General features: G+C 58.6%; 14 protein-coding genes and 1 pseudogene. 9 read left to right on the plus strand and 6 right to left on the minus strand.

Translation table 11 applies throughout. The features are described 5' to 3' along the window. Positions 1–135: 135 nt before the first annotated feature. Positions 136–1,020, plus strand: a complete 885-nt coding sequence (gene argB, locus QRN55_RS17340; protein WP_062451011.1) for an acetylglutamate kinase — start codon at positions 136–138, stop codon at positions 1,018–1,020. Here argB and QRN55_RS17345 read toward each other — a convergent pair whose 3' ends face one another. After that, the gene (locus tag QRN55_RS17345) at positions 1,021–1,923 is read right to left on the minus strand and encodes an EamA family transporter (RefSeq protein ID WP_284777644.1); all 903 of its coding nucleotides are present in this window, start codon (positions 1,921–1,923) and stop codon (positions 1,021–1,023) included. It lies immediately after the preceding gene. A gap of 104 nt (positions 1,924–2,027) precedes the next feature. Here QRN55_RS17345 and QRN55_RS17350 point away from each other — a divergent pair, with 104 nt between their 5' ends. The 5 genes from QRN55_RS17350 (at position 2,028) to QRN55_RS17370 (ending at position 5,758) form a co-directional block, all read left to right on the plus strand. Beyond that, the gene (locus QRN55_RS17350) at positions 2,028–2,747 is read left to right on the plus strand and encodes a pyrimidine 5'-nucleotidase (RefSeq protein ID WP_284777645.1); all 720 of its coding nucleotides are present in this window, start codon (positions 2,028–2,030) and stop codon (positions 2,745–2,747) included. Positions 2,748–2,850: 103 nt separating this feature from the next. Further along, entirely contained in the window at positions 2,851–3,450 is a 600-nt protein-coding gene (locus QRN55_RS17355; RefSeq protein ID WP_045229975.1) for an EF-hand domain-containing protein, read from the plus strand. A gap of 124 nt (positions 3,451–3,574) precedes the next feature. Next, complete coding sequence (locus QRN55_RS17360) at positions 3,575–4,192, plus strand: LysE family translocator (protein WP_111839973.1); 618 nt, start codon at positions 3,575–3,577, stop codon at positions 4,190–4,192. 141 nt (positions 4,193–4,333) lie between these two features. After that, positions 4,334–5,302: a cysteine synthase A gene (cysK, locus tag QRN55_RS17365; RefSeq protein WP_284777646.1), complete on the plus strand. Its 969-nt coding sequence runs from the start codon at positions 4,334–4,336 to the stop codon at positions 5,300–5,302. A 60-nt stretch (positions 5,303–5,362) separates the two neighbouring features. Beyond that, positions 5,363–5,758 (plus strand): VOC family protein, encoded by a 396-nt coding sequence (locus QRN55_RS17370; protein ID WP_284777648.1) that lies wholly within the window; start codon positions 5,363–5,365, stop codon positions 5,756–5,758. A gap of 26 nt (positions 5,759–5,784) precedes the next feature. On the opposite strand, the gene QRN55_RS17375 is transcribed toward QRN55_RS17370, so the two are convergent. Beyond that, complete coding sequence (locus QRN55_RS17375) at positions 5,785–7,317, minus strand: YifB family Mg chelatase-like AAA ATPase (protein ID WP_284777649.1); 1,533 nt, start codon at positions 7,315–7,317, stop codon at positions 5,785–5,787. Between the two features lie 152 nt (positions 7,318–7,469). Beyond that, entirely contained in the window at positions 7,470–7,940 is a 471-nt protein-coding gene (gene dut, locus QRN55_RS17380; RefSeq protein WP_284777849.1) for a dUTP diphosphatase, read from the minus strand. 93 nt (positions 7,941–8,033) lie between these two features. On the opposite strand from dut, the gene QRN55_RS17385 reads away from it, so the two are divergent. Next, on the plus strand, positions 8,034–9,617 hold the full coding sequence (locus tag QRN55_RS17385) for a peptide chain release factor 3 (protein WP_284777650.1): 1,584 nt from the start codon (positions 8,034–8,036) through the stop codon (positions 9,615–9,617). 24 nt (positions 9,618–9,641) lie between these two features. Continuing rightward, positions 9,642–9,906, plus strand: a pseudogene (locus QRN55_RS24430) (EamA family transporter); the annotation flags it as partial. A gap of 7 nt (positions 9,907–9,913) precedes the next feature. Here the strand turns inward: QRN55_RS24430 and QRN55_RS17390 are convergent. The 3 genes from QRN55_RS17390 to QRN55_RS17400 form a co-directional block, all read right to left on the minus strand. Further along, on the minus strand, positions 9,914–11,152 hold the full coding sequence (locus QRN55_RS17390) for an aminopeptidase (RefSeq protein ID WP_284777651.1): 1,239 nt from the start codon (positions 11,150–11,152) through the stop codon (positions 9,914–9,916). Between the two features lie 73 nt (positions 11,153–11,225). Further along, positions 11,226–11,702 (minus strand): Cys-tRNA(Pro) deacylase, encoded by a 477-nt coding sequence (gene ybaK, locus QRN55_RS17395; RefSeq protein ID WP_284777652.1) that lies wholly within the window; start codon positions 11,700–11,702, stop codon positions 11,226–11,228. A gap of 9 nt (positions 11,703–11,711) precedes the next feature. Further along, complete coding sequence (locus QRN55_RS17400) at positions 11,712–12,059, minus strand: ArsC family reductase (RefSeq protein ID WP_284777653.1); 348 nt, start codon at positions 12,057–12,059, stop codon at positions 11,712–11,714. Positions 12,060–12,255: 196 nt separating this feature from the next. On the opposite strand from QRN55_RS17400, the gene QRN55_RS17405 reads away from it, so the two are divergent. Next, positions 12,256–12,423, plus strand: a complete 168-nt coding sequence (locus QRN55_RS17405; RefSeq protein ID WP_284777654.1) for a hypothetical protein — start codon at positions 12,256–12,258, stop codon at positions 12,421–12,423. Positions 12,424–12,477: the final 54 nt, after the last annotated feature.

Below are 12,477 nucleotides of genomic sequence, written 5' to 3' on the forward strand. Positions count from 1 at the left end.
GTGCGATTATGTCAATCTCCATGGCGCTATCGTCGTGATCACGTTTGAATTTTCTGCGCCAGATTGGCTCTGCGTTGTTTCATCCGTCAAAAACTTGGGTTAAAAGCGCGGCATTCAACGACGAGGTTATTTCCCATGGCGTCTTCCGAAAGCGAAATGCAGGCCCGGCTTCTGGCGCAGGCCCTGCCCTTCATGCAGAAATATGAAAACAAGACCATCGTCGTAAAATATGGCGGCCATGCCATGGGCGACAGCGGCCTTGGCAAGGCTTTCGCCGAGGACATTGCTCTTCTCAAGCAATCCGGCATCAACCCCATCGTCGTACATGGCGGCGGGCCCCAGATCGGCGCGATGCTGAGCAAGATGGGTATCGAATCGAAATTCGAAGGGGGTCTTCGCGTCACCGATGCCAAGACAGTCGAAATCGTCGAGATGGTTCTGGCCGGTTCGATCAACAAGGAAATCGTCGCCCTCATCAACCAGACCGGCGAGTGGGCCATCGGCCTGTGCGGTAAAGACGGCAATATGGTCTTTGCCGAAAAGGCCAAGAAGACCGTCATCGATCCCGATAGCAATATCGAGCGCGTTCTCGACCTCGGCTTCGTCGGCGAAGTGGTGGAAGTCGACCGCACGCTGCTTGATCTTCTCGCCAAGTCCGAGATGATCCCGGTCATCGCGCCTGTGGCTCCTGGCCGTGATGGCGCGACCTACAACATCAATGCCGATACGTTCGCTGGCGCCATTGCCGGTGCGCTGCATGCCAGCCGCCTGCTGTTCCTGACCGATGTCGAGGGTGTTCTCGACAAGAACAAGGAACTCATCAAGGAATTGACGGTGTCGCAGGCGCGCGCGCTGATCAAGGATGGCACGATTTCCGGCGGCATGATCCCCAAGGTCGAGACCTGCATCGAGGCCATCAAGGCGGGCGTTCAGGGCGTCGTCATTCTCAACGGCAAGACCGCCCACTCCGTTCTGTTGGAAATATTCACCGAAGGTGCGGGCACGCTCATCGTTCCCTGATTACCAGAACAGCAATCCCAGGATGCCGCTGACGATCAGCAGGCATCCTGCAAGCTCCATGGCGTTGACCCGTTCGCGGAATAAAAACCACGACGCCATGAAGGTAAAGACCAGCTCGATCTGGCCCAGCGCCCGCACATAAGCCACCTGTTGCAGCGTCATGGCCGTGAACCAGCCAGCCGAGCCCAATACCCCAGCGATGCCGACCAGAGCCGACGAGCGCCACGTTACCAGAACCTGCACGATCTCCCGCTTGTCCTTCCAAGCCATCCAAACCAGCATGAAGGCCGTCTGGAAGGTCGTGACGCAGGCCAGCGTCACCGCCGCCGACATGATCGGCCCTGCCCCTTGCAAGGACAGCGACGCGCTTCGGTACGCGACCGCCGATATGCCGAAGACGCCGCCGGAAGCGATGCCGATCAGCGCGGTGCGGCTGGTCAGTGCCGTAACGGTATTCCTCCAAGAGAGCGGCATGCGCGCCATCGATATCGTCATCACGCCGATGACGCCGACGATGATCGCGCCCACAGCACCCGGCGTCAGCTTTTCACCGAGGATGACGAAACCGAACAGAGCGGCCTGCACCGGCTCCGTCTTAGAATAGGCGGTGCCGACGGCGAAGTTGCGCAGGGAAAACAGGTGCACCAGCATCATAGTGGCGAAGATTTGCGCCAGACCGCCCACCACCGCCCAGATGAAAAATGCCGTGCTGAAGGTTGGGAAAATCTGCTTCGCCACGAAATGCAGAGCCAAGACGTACATGACGGCAATCGGGAACCCATAACCGAAGCGCACGAAGCTGGCGCCACGCGTGCCGAGCGACCCCTGCAAATGCTTTTGCAAGGCGGAGCGTAGGTTCTGCATGAAGGCAGCGGCGATGGTGATGGGTATCCAGAGTTCCATGCCTCAACGATTATCACGCCCCAGCTTTGCGCCCCAAGGTCGGAAAGCGGCTGGAACGTCGCCTTTTCGATTTTCTTTGTGCTGACGACAGGGCATAAGAGGCCATGAGCACGAAACCAAAAAATGAACCGAACGCCGCCGACTTTTCCCACGTGACCGAATGGGTGTTCGATCTCGACAACACGCTTTACCCGCATGAGGTGAACCTGTTTTCGCAGATCGACAAGAACATGACGGGCTATGTCGCCGAGTTGTTGCAGCTCGAGCCGGACGAAGCGCGCAAGCTTCAGAAGCAATATTACCACGAGCATGGCACCACCCTTCAGGGCCTGATGATCCATTACGGCATCGACCCCAACGCCTTTCTAGAGCGGGCGCATGCGATCGATTACTCCGCGCTGCTGCCCAACCCGGACCTAGGTGACGCGATCAAGGCCCTGCCGGGCCGCAAGTTCATTCTGACCAATGGCAGTGTGCCGCATGCGCAGGCCGCCGCTGGCGCGCTGGGTATTCTCGACCATTTCGAGGATATCTTCGACATCGTCGCCGCCGATTTTCTGCCCAAGCCCGCCAGTGCGACCTACGAGAAATTCGCAGCCCTTGCAAAGCTCGATACGACCAAGGCCGCCATGTTCGAGGACCTGCCGCGAAACCTTGTCGCGCCAAAGGCTTTGGGCATGAAAACGGTGCTTCTGGTTCCGCGCAATCTCGAAGGCATCGTCATGGAGCGCTGGGAAACTCCGGCAACGAGCGACGAGCACATCGATTTCATCACCGATGATCTCACAGGCTTTCTAAAGGCACTGCCCCACGCAGCAGGCTGAGCCAGGTTACCGATTTGTCATGCACATTACTGATGTTTAAGTGGTGAAGGCACCATCGGCTCACTACCTTTCAATCAGGGACAGCATTTGAAAGGTACAGACCATGACAATTCGAAAATTTGCGCTCACTGCTCTTGGAGCGGCCCTCGTGCTCAGCACAACAGCACCCATGTCCATGGCAGCACCCCGTGGCCCTGGCAGAGATGGCCCGCCCATGCGCCCTGAACTGGCCTATGTCTATCTGCTAAAGACGGCTGATACCAATAAGGACGGTAAGGTTTCCAAGGAAGAGTTCGCCGCCCGCCAGGATGCGCTTTTCACCGAGATTGACGCTAACAAGGACGGCTCCATCACGCCGAAGGAAATGCGCGATTTCCGCAGAGCCAAAATGGAAGCTTTCCGCGCCGCCAACCCACGTCCAGAGCGCGCCAATGCCGAAGGCATGGATGGCAAGAAGGGTGGCCCAGAACACGCAGAGCGTGACGGCAAGCGCCACGAAGGCCGCAAGCATGAAGGCCGCGAAGGTGGCAAGCGTCCGGGTGGCCGGGTGAATGCCATGTTCTCCATGGTCGATACCGATGGCAACGGCCAGATCAGCAAGGCGGAATTCACCGCCGCCGGTGAAAAAATGTTCACACGCCTCGACAAGAACAACGACGGCGTCATCAGCATCGATGACATGCCGGATCGTCCGTTCCTGTAATCACTTTTTCAAGTGAATTCTTCCAAAGCCCGGCGATGCGCCGGGCTTTGTCGTTTTCGCAAAGGCCCTTTTCAAGCCCGTTCCCCATGCTATATCGACGTTACGATTTTCTGGGGACATCGTCGTGACCATTGCAACGCTTCTGACCTACGCCACCGCTCTCTTCATCGCTGCCGCCATCCCCGGCCCCGGCATGACGGCCATTGTTGCCCGCGCCCTGGGCTCGGGTTTTCGCGAAACGTTTTTCATGGGGCTCGGTCTCGTTCTGGGCGACATGGTATACCTGACCGCCGTCATTCTCGGCCTCGCCTTCGTGGCGCAGACATTTCAGGAAGCCTTCATGGTCCTGAAATTCGCTGGCGCCGCCTATCTGCTCTATATCGCCTGGAAACTGTGGACTGCGGGGCTTCTGCCGCAGGATTTACAGGCAAAAAAGAGCACCAGCATTGGAATGTCTTTTCTATCTGGCCTGTTCATCACGCTGGGTAACCCAAAAACCATGTTGTTTTACGTGGCGCTGGTACCGACGCTGATCGACATCAGGCTGATTGGCACCAGTGAATACGCGACCCTCCTCGCGGTCACCTTCACCGTGCTGATGGCGGTGCTGCTGCCCTATATTCTGCTGGCCTCAAAGGCCCGGACTTTGCTGAAACGCCCCAGCGCGCTGACCATCCTCAACCGAACCGCAGCAGGCATTCTGGCTGGTACCGCCGCTATGATCGCGACACGCACAAGTTAAGAACTACACTCCCAGAAATGGCGCATCCTTGGAATCTTGTACCCTAATGGGCTCCATATAAGCACATTCATTCTCTGGAATCGAAATGCTATTCCTCCTATTCTGCGGCCAATTCCTGCTGTTTGCACAATGGAGCATGCCATGACAGAAGCCAGAAAACCCGGACGCGGACGGATCTATTCCTCGATCACGGAAACGATCGGCGACACACCTCTGGTACGCCTCGACAAGCTGGCGGCTGAAAAAGGCGTCAAGGCGACCATTTTGGCAAAGCTCGAATTCTTCAACCCCATCGCCTCCGTGAAGGACCGCATCGGCGTTGCCATGATCGAAGCGCTGGAAGCCCAGGGCAAGATCACGCCCGGCAAGACGACGCTGATCGAGCCGACATCCGGCAACACCGGCATTGCGCTGGCCTTCGCCGCCGCCGCGAATGGGTACAAACTGATCCTGACCATGCCCGAAACCATGTCCATCGAGCGCCGCAAGATGCTGGCGCTCTTGGGTGCCGAACTGGTGCTGACAGAAGGCCCCAAAGGCATGAAGGGCGCGATTTCCAAGGCGCATGAACTGGCCGAAACGCTGCCCGATGCGATCATTCCACAGCAGTTCGAAAACCCCGCCAACCCCGAAATCCATCGCAAGACAACAGCCGAGGAAATCTGGAACGACACCAATGGCAATGTTGACATCTTCGTCTCGGGCATTGGCACCGGCGGCACCATTACCGGCGTTGGCCAGGTGTTGAAGGGCCGCAAACCTGATATCAAGGTCGTCGCCGTCGAGCCCGCCGACAGCCCTGTGCTTTCAGGCGGCAACCCCGGTCCGCACAAGATTCAAGGCATCGGCGCAGGCTTTGCGCCCGCCGTGCTCGACACCAAGATCTACGACGAAATCGTCACCGTCACCAATGACGAAGCCTTCGAAACCGCCCGTCTGGTTGCCCGTCTGGAAGGAGTACCGGTCGGCATCTCATCCGGTGGAGCCCTCGCCGCCGCTATCAAGATCGGCGCGCGGGATGAGAATGCGGGCAAAACGATTGTGGTGATCATTCCTTCCTTTGCGGAACGGTATTTGTCGACGGCATTGTTTGAGGGATTGGGGCTCTGATATTAAAACCCGCCATACCTGTTATGCATGGCGGGCTCATCATTGGGAAACAAACCGACTATGCTTCATCACCTCTCCCTCGGCGTCTCCGATATAAAGCGTGCATCAACTTTCTACGATGCTGCCCTCTTAATGCTTGGGTATGTGCGTGTCTGGTCCGATATCAAAGAAGGGGAGCAGGGGCAGGCCGTCGGCTACGGACTTCCGGGCAGTGGCGACAAATTCGCGCTCAAGCATCATGATGGTTACAGCCCGCCGGGGAATGGATTCCACCTCGCCTTTACAGCGCCGAGTCGTGAAGCCGTTAACGCTTTTTATCAAGCCGCCCTTGCTAACGGTGGTGATGACAATGGCGCACCAGGACTTCGACCTCACTACGGCCCCAACTATTATGCGGCCTTCGTGATCGATCCTGACGGCCACCGAATCGAGGCGGTTTTCAAGGACTCAGTGTAAATCTGCGATCCTTTGATAAAATGTTCTCATGCCGCCGCCGTCAGTCGCTCCCCCGCTATCCGATAAGAAATCGCTTCCGCCAGATGAATGCGGGTGACGGTCGCCTTGTCGTCCAGATCGGCCAGTGTGCGGGCGACTTTCAGGATGCGGTGGTAGCCTCGTGCAGAGAATTTGAGTTTTTCGGCGGCGTCGCGGAGCAGTTGCAGACCTGGGGCATCGGGTTCACCGAATTTTTCGATCAGCGCCGTGGAGCAGCGGGCGTTGGTGCGGATGCCGGTGAAGCCTGCGGCGACAAAACGGTCCTGTTGTAAGTCTCGTGCGCGGGCCACGCGTCTGGCGACATCGGCGCTGGCTTCGGCGGCCATGGGGCGGATGAGGTCTGCCGCCGAGACGGCAGGAACTTCGATGCGGATATCAATGCGGTCCATCAGTGGGCCGGAAATCCGTTGCTGATAATCCGTCACACAGCGCGGGCCACGGGCACAGGTGAAGCCGGGTTCGCCCGCCATGCCGCATTTGCACGGGTTCATGGCCGCAACTAGCTGAATTTGAGCGGGATAGCTGACGCGGTGGTTGGCGCGGGCGATGATGCATTCACCGGTTTCCAGGGGTTGGCGTAAGGCATCCAAGGCTTGTGGCGAAAATTCAGGGAATTCATCGAGAAAAAGAATGCCGTGATGGGCGAGCGACGCCTCGCCCGGTCTCGCGCGCAGGCCGCCGCCGACGAGAGCTGCCATGGTGGCGGAATGGTGCGGGGTGCGAAACGGGCGGCGATCCGACAGCTTGCCGCCAGAGAGTTGGCCGGCGATGGAGTGAACCATGGAAACCTCCAACAATTCCGCAGCCGAGAGCGGCGGCAGGATGGAGGGAAGCCGCGAGGCCAGCATGGATTTTCCCGAGCCGGGTGGGCCGACCATCAGGAGATTATGTCCACCGGCGGCAGCCACTTCCAGCGCGCGCTTGGCGCTTTCCTGCCCCTTGATATCGGCCAAGTCAGGCAGGTTGGCGGGATTGGCGCGGATTGCGGCAAGCGGGCGTGACAGGCGCTGGGTGCCGCGAAAATGGTTGGCAAGCGCGATGAGGCTGCGAGGTGCGAGAATATCGAACTCGGCACCCGCCCATGCGGCTTCTCCACCGCTATCTGCCGGGCAGATGAGGCCTTTGCCCTGCGCGTTCGCGCCGATGGCCGCGGGAAGAGCGCCGGACACGGCACCGATTGTGCCATCCAGATTAAGCTCGCCCAGGACGACATAGGCGTTGAGCGCCTCCGCCGGAATGGCACCCAATGCGGCCATCAGCCCGAGCGCAATTGGGAGATCGAAATGACTGCCCTCTTTGGGCAAATCAGCGGGAGCCAGATTGACGGTGACCTTCTTGGCGGGCAGTGCAAGGCCGGAGGCGTGGAGAGCAGCTTGCACCCTCTCCCGACTTTCGGCCACGGCTTTATCAGGCAGGCCGACGATCTGCATGCCGACCTTTCCGGGTGCGACCATAACCTGAACTTCGACGGGCACGCCCTCTATGCCCTGAAATGCCACCGTATTGACGCGCGCAACCATGTAAGCCCCCAACAGACGGACTTTAGAAAACGCGCAATTAAGCGTGTAAATATCCGCCCATGCAACCTTGCACAACGCGAATGATAAAACAAGAACAAGAAGTGAACAATTTCACTTATGCCGCACAGAAAATTGCGTGCGGTTGTGACGTATCAAACGCCGGTGGAGCCGAAACCGCCGGTGCCGCGGGCGGTATCAGAGGTCTCCGTGACCTCGAAGACGGCCACCTGCGTAACGGGTGCGATGACCATCTGTGCGATACGCATGCCGCGCTCGATCACGAAATCCTCCTGGCCCAGATTGACGAGGATGACTTTGACCTCGCCGCGATAATCGCTATCCACCGTTCCCGGTGTGTTGAGGCATGTAATGCCGTTCTTGATGGCAAGGCCGGAGCGTGGGCGGATCTGTGCCTCAAAACCTTGCGGCACTTCGAAGATGAAGCCGGTGGGCACCAGTGCGCGGGTGCCGGGTTTCAGAGTGAGCGGTTCGTCAGCAGGAACGGCGGCGCGCAAATCCATGCCAGCGGCACCAGTCGTCTCATAGGCTGGCAGGTCAATACCGTCACCATTTTCGAGGCGAACGAGCTTGAGCGAAGGTTGAAAAGAGGCGCGTGTGTTCATGTGATCCATTTGCTGCGTGCTCATGGTCTTGGTCAATTGCATATCCGGCCCCAAATCTATAAAGACGGCCCCAATCAACAGGAATTTCTGAGAATGGCTGAAACGCTCGCCGAGGCGGTCTCCCGCCGCCGCACATTTGCTATCATCGCGCACCCGGATGCCGGTAAGACCACGCTGACCGAAAAGCTGCTGCTGTTCGGCGGCGCCATTCAGCTGGCCGGTGAGGTGAAGGCGAAGAAGGATCGTATCCAGACGCGCTCCGACTGGATGAAGATCGAGCGCGAGCGCGGCATTTCGGTCGTGACCTCGGTAATGACGTTCGAGTATGACGACAAAGTTTTCAATATTCTCGATACGCCCGGCCACGAAGACTTTGCCGACGATACCTACCGCACGCTGACGGCGGTGGATGCGGCCATCATGGTCATCGACGCCGCCAAGGGTATCGAGCCACGGACGCTAAAACTGTTCGAAGTGTGCCGCATGCGCGATATTCCCATCATCACCTTCGTCAACAAGATGGACCGCGAAAGCCGAGACATTTTCGAGATTCTGGACGAGGTCGAGGAGAAGCTGGCGCTGGATACGGCGCCGATTACCTGGCCGATCGGTCGTTCCAAAAGCTTCTGCGGCTCCTACCATCTGGCCAGCAACCGGGTGCGCGGTTCCGATAACGAGGTTGACGCCACGCAGGTAAATGGCCCACAGGCGGTGGCGAGCCGCTTGCCAGAAAATGAGCGCGATGCCTTTATCGAGGAAACCGAACTGGCGCTGGAGGCCTGCCGCCCGTTTGATCGCACGGCGTTTCTGGAGGGGCATCTGACGCCGGTGTTCTTTGGTTCGGCGCTGCGCAATTTCGGCGTTCGCGACCTGATCAACGCGCTGGGCGATATCGCACCGCCGCCGCGCGACCAAGTGGCCGATACCCGCACCGTGCATGCCGATGAAGACAAGATGACGGCTTTCGTCTTCAAGATTCAGGCGAATATGGACCCCAACCATCGCGACCGCATTGCCTTCGCGCGTATCTGCTCCGGCAAGCTGGAGCGTGGCATGAAGGCGCGGCTGGCGCGCACCGGCAAGCAGATGGGCCTGACGGCACCGCAATTCTTCTTCGCCTCGCAGCGCCACATTGCCGATACGGCCTTCGCAGGCGATGTGGTGGGCATTCCCAACCATGGCACCTTGCGCATCGGCGACACGCTGACCGAGGGCGAGAACTTGGTGTTCCAAGGCGTTCCGAACTTTTCGCCGGAAATTCTGCGCCGTGTGCGGCTGGAAGATGCGATGAAAGCCAAGAAGCTGAAGGAAGCGCTGCACCAGATGGCTGAAGAAGGCGTCGTGCAGTTGTTTTCGCCGGAAGACGGCTCCCCAGCCATCGTCGGCGTCGTCGGCGCTTTGCAGCTCGATGTTTTGAAAGAGCGGCTGATGGGCGAATATGGCCTGCCGGTTTCGTTCGAAATGTCGCGCTTTTCGATCTGCCGCTGGATTTCAGCGGAGCAGTCGGCGGATATGGAGAAGTTCCTGACGGTCAAGCGTGGCGATATTGCCCGCGATCTGGATGGCGATCCGGTGTTTCTGGCGCAGGATGCGTTTTCGCTGCGCTACGAGGCGGAGCGTTATCCCGGCATCAAGATGGCTGCGATCAAGGAGTATCACGTCGCCAAGGCGGCGTGATAATCTACCCTGTACAGCATCATTCCGGCCTTGCACGCTCTGACCACCACGAATGTGCTGGGCATGGCCTATCTGGGGCTGATCGGTACTGCCTTTTTCTATGGTTCCGCGGGCTGACACGCATCCAGCCCTCGGTTGCCGCGTTGCTTGGTTTTTTTGAGCGCCAGTCACCGCCACGCCTCTACGCTGGCTGGCGCTTAGCCAAAGCCTCGCGCCAGTCCAGATTGCCGGTGTGATCATGGTGCCGTTCAGCGTCTGGCTGAGCCAGAAAAGTCAGGCACCACGATAGGGCCTTATCAGGCCCACTCGCCCTTGCGCATCACAGGCACCTTTGAGCCATCGGCTCTGACACCGTCGATATCGACCTTGTCTGAGCCGATCATCCAGTCGATGTGGATCAGGCTGGAATTGCCGCCCTGCGCCTTGATCTGGTCTTGGCTCAGCGACGCACCATCGAGGAAGCACTTGGAATAGCACTGGCCCAGCGCGATGTGGCAGGACGCATTCTCATCGAACAACGTGTTGTAGAACAGAATGCCGCTGGCCGAGATGGGGGAGGAATGCGGCACAAGCGCCACTTCGCCCAGACGCCGCGCGCCTTCATCCGTATCCAGCACCTTGTTCAAAACAGCTTCCCCCTTGGACGCCTTGGCTTCCACGATGCGGCCTGCCTCGAACTTGACCTGGATGTTGTCGATCAGCGTGCCCTGATGCGACAGCGGCTTGGTGCTGGAGACGTAACCATCCACCCGCAGCGCATGCGGCGTGGTGAAGACCTCTTCGGTCGGTATGTTGGGGTTGCAGGTCACGCCGTTCTTGGCCATGGAAGCGCCGCCATGCCATTCATGGCTGTCGGCCAGACCGATGGTCACATCCGTGCCGGGACCGGTGAAATGCAGCGACGCGAAACGTTCGCCATTCAGCCATTTGGAGCGCTTGGCAAGATTGGCATTGTGCTCCGCCCACGCAGCCACCGGATCGGCCAGATCAACGCGGGACGCTGCGAAAATGGCATCCGCCAGCTTCTTCACTGCCTCGTCTTCGGGAATGCCGGGGAATACCTGTTTGGCCCAGGACGGGTTGGGGTAAGAGATGATGTTCCAGTTGATGTCGAAGTTGGAAATCTTCTCCAGCGCCGGTTTGTAAGCGGTAGAATTGGCCTTGTTGGCGCGTGCCACCTTAGCGGGGTCTGCGTCCGCCAGCAGCATGGGGTTGTCGCCGGAGATCGCCAGACGAGCCGCGCCGTTGGCGTAGGCTTTGGCCATGCCCTCATAGAGCCAGCCGGACGCACGGTCGAAGTTGGCGTCGCTGGCATGCTGGTAGCGCGCCAGTGTCGTTTCCTCGTCGGAATAGAAGGTCGTTACCAGACCGCTGCCAGCCATGTAAGCGTGCTTGGTCAAAAACCGCACCAGCGGCAATGCTGCCAGCGGCGCGGTGATAACCAGATCCTGATCCCTCTGCAACTGCAGACCGACCTTGACGGCGACTTCGGCCAATTTTTCGAGTTTGACGGGATCAATGGGAGAAACTGTCATGATGCGCCTTCATATGCTTCAATAGGAGGCGCAAAACATAGCCCATTCGCTGCGAAAGCCAACCGGCTTTCTGCTATTCGCTGACCAGCGGTGCCGCGATGGCTTTCAAAACGGCAAGCGCATCCCCAGGTGAAAGTCGCACCTGCAATCCCCGCTGTCCGCCATTCATATAGACGAGATCATGGGCCATGGACTGGACCTCAATGGCCGTTGGCACCTGCTTCTTCTGGCCAAAAGGGCTGATGCCGCCGACGTGATAACCGGTCGCACGCTCGGCGTTGTCAGGCTTCATCATCTGCGCAGATTTGCCGCCAAAGGCGGCGGCCAACTTCTTCATGCTGACCTCGTGGTCAGATGGCACCACAACGCAGACTGCCTTGCCATCCACCTCTGCCATCAGGGTTTTGAGAACCAGATGCGGCTCGGCCCCGATGGCCTCCGCTGCCTGAAGGCCGATGCGTTCCGCATTCGGATCATAGTCGTAAGACACGGTGGTGAAAGAAATACCGGCCTTGGTCAGCACCTGCGTGGCGCGCGTCGTCTTCGACATGGGGCTCGCCTAACCGAACAGCGCTGCATAGGTGTCGGGCTTGAAGCCAACCGTGATCTTGCCCTTGGCCTCCAGAACCGGGCGCTTGATCATGGAAGGCTGCGCCAACATCAGCGCGATTGCCTTCTCGAGCGTCAGGTCCGCCTTATCGGCCTCATCTAGCTTCTTGAAGGTGGTTCCAGCGCGATTCAGTACCGTTTCCCACCCGGCGGCATCGCACCAGGCATTGAGATGCGCCGCGTCGATCCCGGTGCTTTTATAGTCATGAAACGCGTAGTCGATGCCCTCAGCGTCCAGCCAGTTGCGGGCCTTCTTCATCGTGTCGCAGTTCTTGATGCCGTAAATCGTAACCGTCATATCATCAGCCTTTTCATGCTCTTCCCAATGAATAGCAAAATACAGGCTGCTTTCAATCTCCATCAAGCCATGCAAATTTGCATGGGCTGTCATTCAAACGAGTTCGAGCTAAGCTGCATGGCTCGCCTGCTATATCATGAGTTGTGTAAAAGCCTGAGAATGCTCATATTCTGGGCAACACGAAGGAGAGACCCACATGCGTAACGTTGCTCAGACATCCCGTAAATTCTTTGGCGAAACCTTTGCCGTTTTCGGTGCGGCTCTCGCAGTATCCGCCGCTGTCCGTTCCCACCGCAAGCCAGCAGGCGCAGACCTCGACGCACTCGGCATCGACCGCAAGGCTTTCGACAAGGTTCAGCTCTAATCTTGAATTGACGCTGGCGAGGCATGATGGCCTCGCCTTGGCAGAAGGCGAAAT

Source organism: Agrobacterium sp. lyk4-40-TYG-31, assembly GCF_030209855.1.
Lineage (GTDB): Bacteria > Pseudomonadota > Alphaproteobacteria > Rhizobiales > Rhizobiaceae > Agrobacterium > Agrobacterium vaccinii.

What these genes read in the sequence shown, in the direction of transcription:
- ybaK (WP_284777652.1), bottom strand. Translation starts at nt 11,702, where the DNA reads ATGTCGAAGACGACGCGCGCCACGCAGGTGCTGACCAAGGCCGGTATT.
- QRN55_RS17370 (WP_284777648.1), top strand. Translation starts at nt 5,363, where the DNA reads ATGCTTCATCACCTCTCCCTCGGCGTCTCCGATATAAAGCGTGCATCA.
- QRN55_RS17350 (WP_284777645.1), top strand. Translation starts at nt 2,028, where the DNA reads ATGAGCACGAAACCAAAAAATGAACCGAACGCCGCCGACTTTTCCCAC.
- dut (WP_284777849.1), bottom strand. Translation starts at nt 7,940, where the DNA reads ATGAACACACGCGCCTCTTTTCAACCTTCGCTCAAGCTCGTTCGCCTC.
- QRN55_RS17385 (WP_284777650.1), top strand. Translation starts at nt 8,034, where the DNA reads ATGGCTGAAACGCTCGCCGAGGCGGTCTCCCGCCGCCGCACATTTGCT.
- QRN55_RS17345 (WP_284777644.1), bottom strand. Translation starts at nt 1,923, where the DNA reads ATGGAACTCTGGATACCCATCACCATCGCCGCTGCCTTCATGCAGAAC.
- QRN55_RS17405 (WP_284777654.1), top strand. Translation starts at nt 12,256, where the DNA reads ATGCGTAACGTTGCTCAGACATCCCGTAAATTCTTTGGCGAAACCTTT.
- QRN55_RS17400 (WP_284777653.1), bottom strand. Translation starts at nt 12,059, where the DNA reads ATGACGGTTACGATTTACGGCATCAAGAACTGCGACACGATGAAGAAG.
- QRN55_RS17355 (WP_045229975.1), top strand. Translation starts at nt 2,851, where the DNA reads ATGACAATTCGAAAATTTGCGCTCACTGCTCTTGGAGCGGCCCTCGTG.
- cysK (WP_284777646.1), top strand. Translation starts at nt 4,334, where the DNA reads ATGACAGAAGCCAGAAAACCCGGACGCGGACGGATCTATTCCTCGATC.
- QRN55_RS17390 (WP_284777651.1), bottom strand. Translation starts at nt 11,152, where the DNA reads ATGACAGTTTCTCCCATTGATCCCGTCAAACTCGAAAAATTGGCCGAA.
- QRN55_RS17375 (WP_284777649.1), bottom strand. Translation starts at nt 7,317, where the DNA reads ATGGTTGCGCGCGTCAATACGGTGGCATTTCAGGGCATAGAGGGCGTG.
- argB (WP_062451011.1), top strand. Translation starts at nt 136, where the DNA reads ATGGCGTCTTCCGAAAGCGAAATGCAGGCCCGGCTTCTGGCGCAGGCC.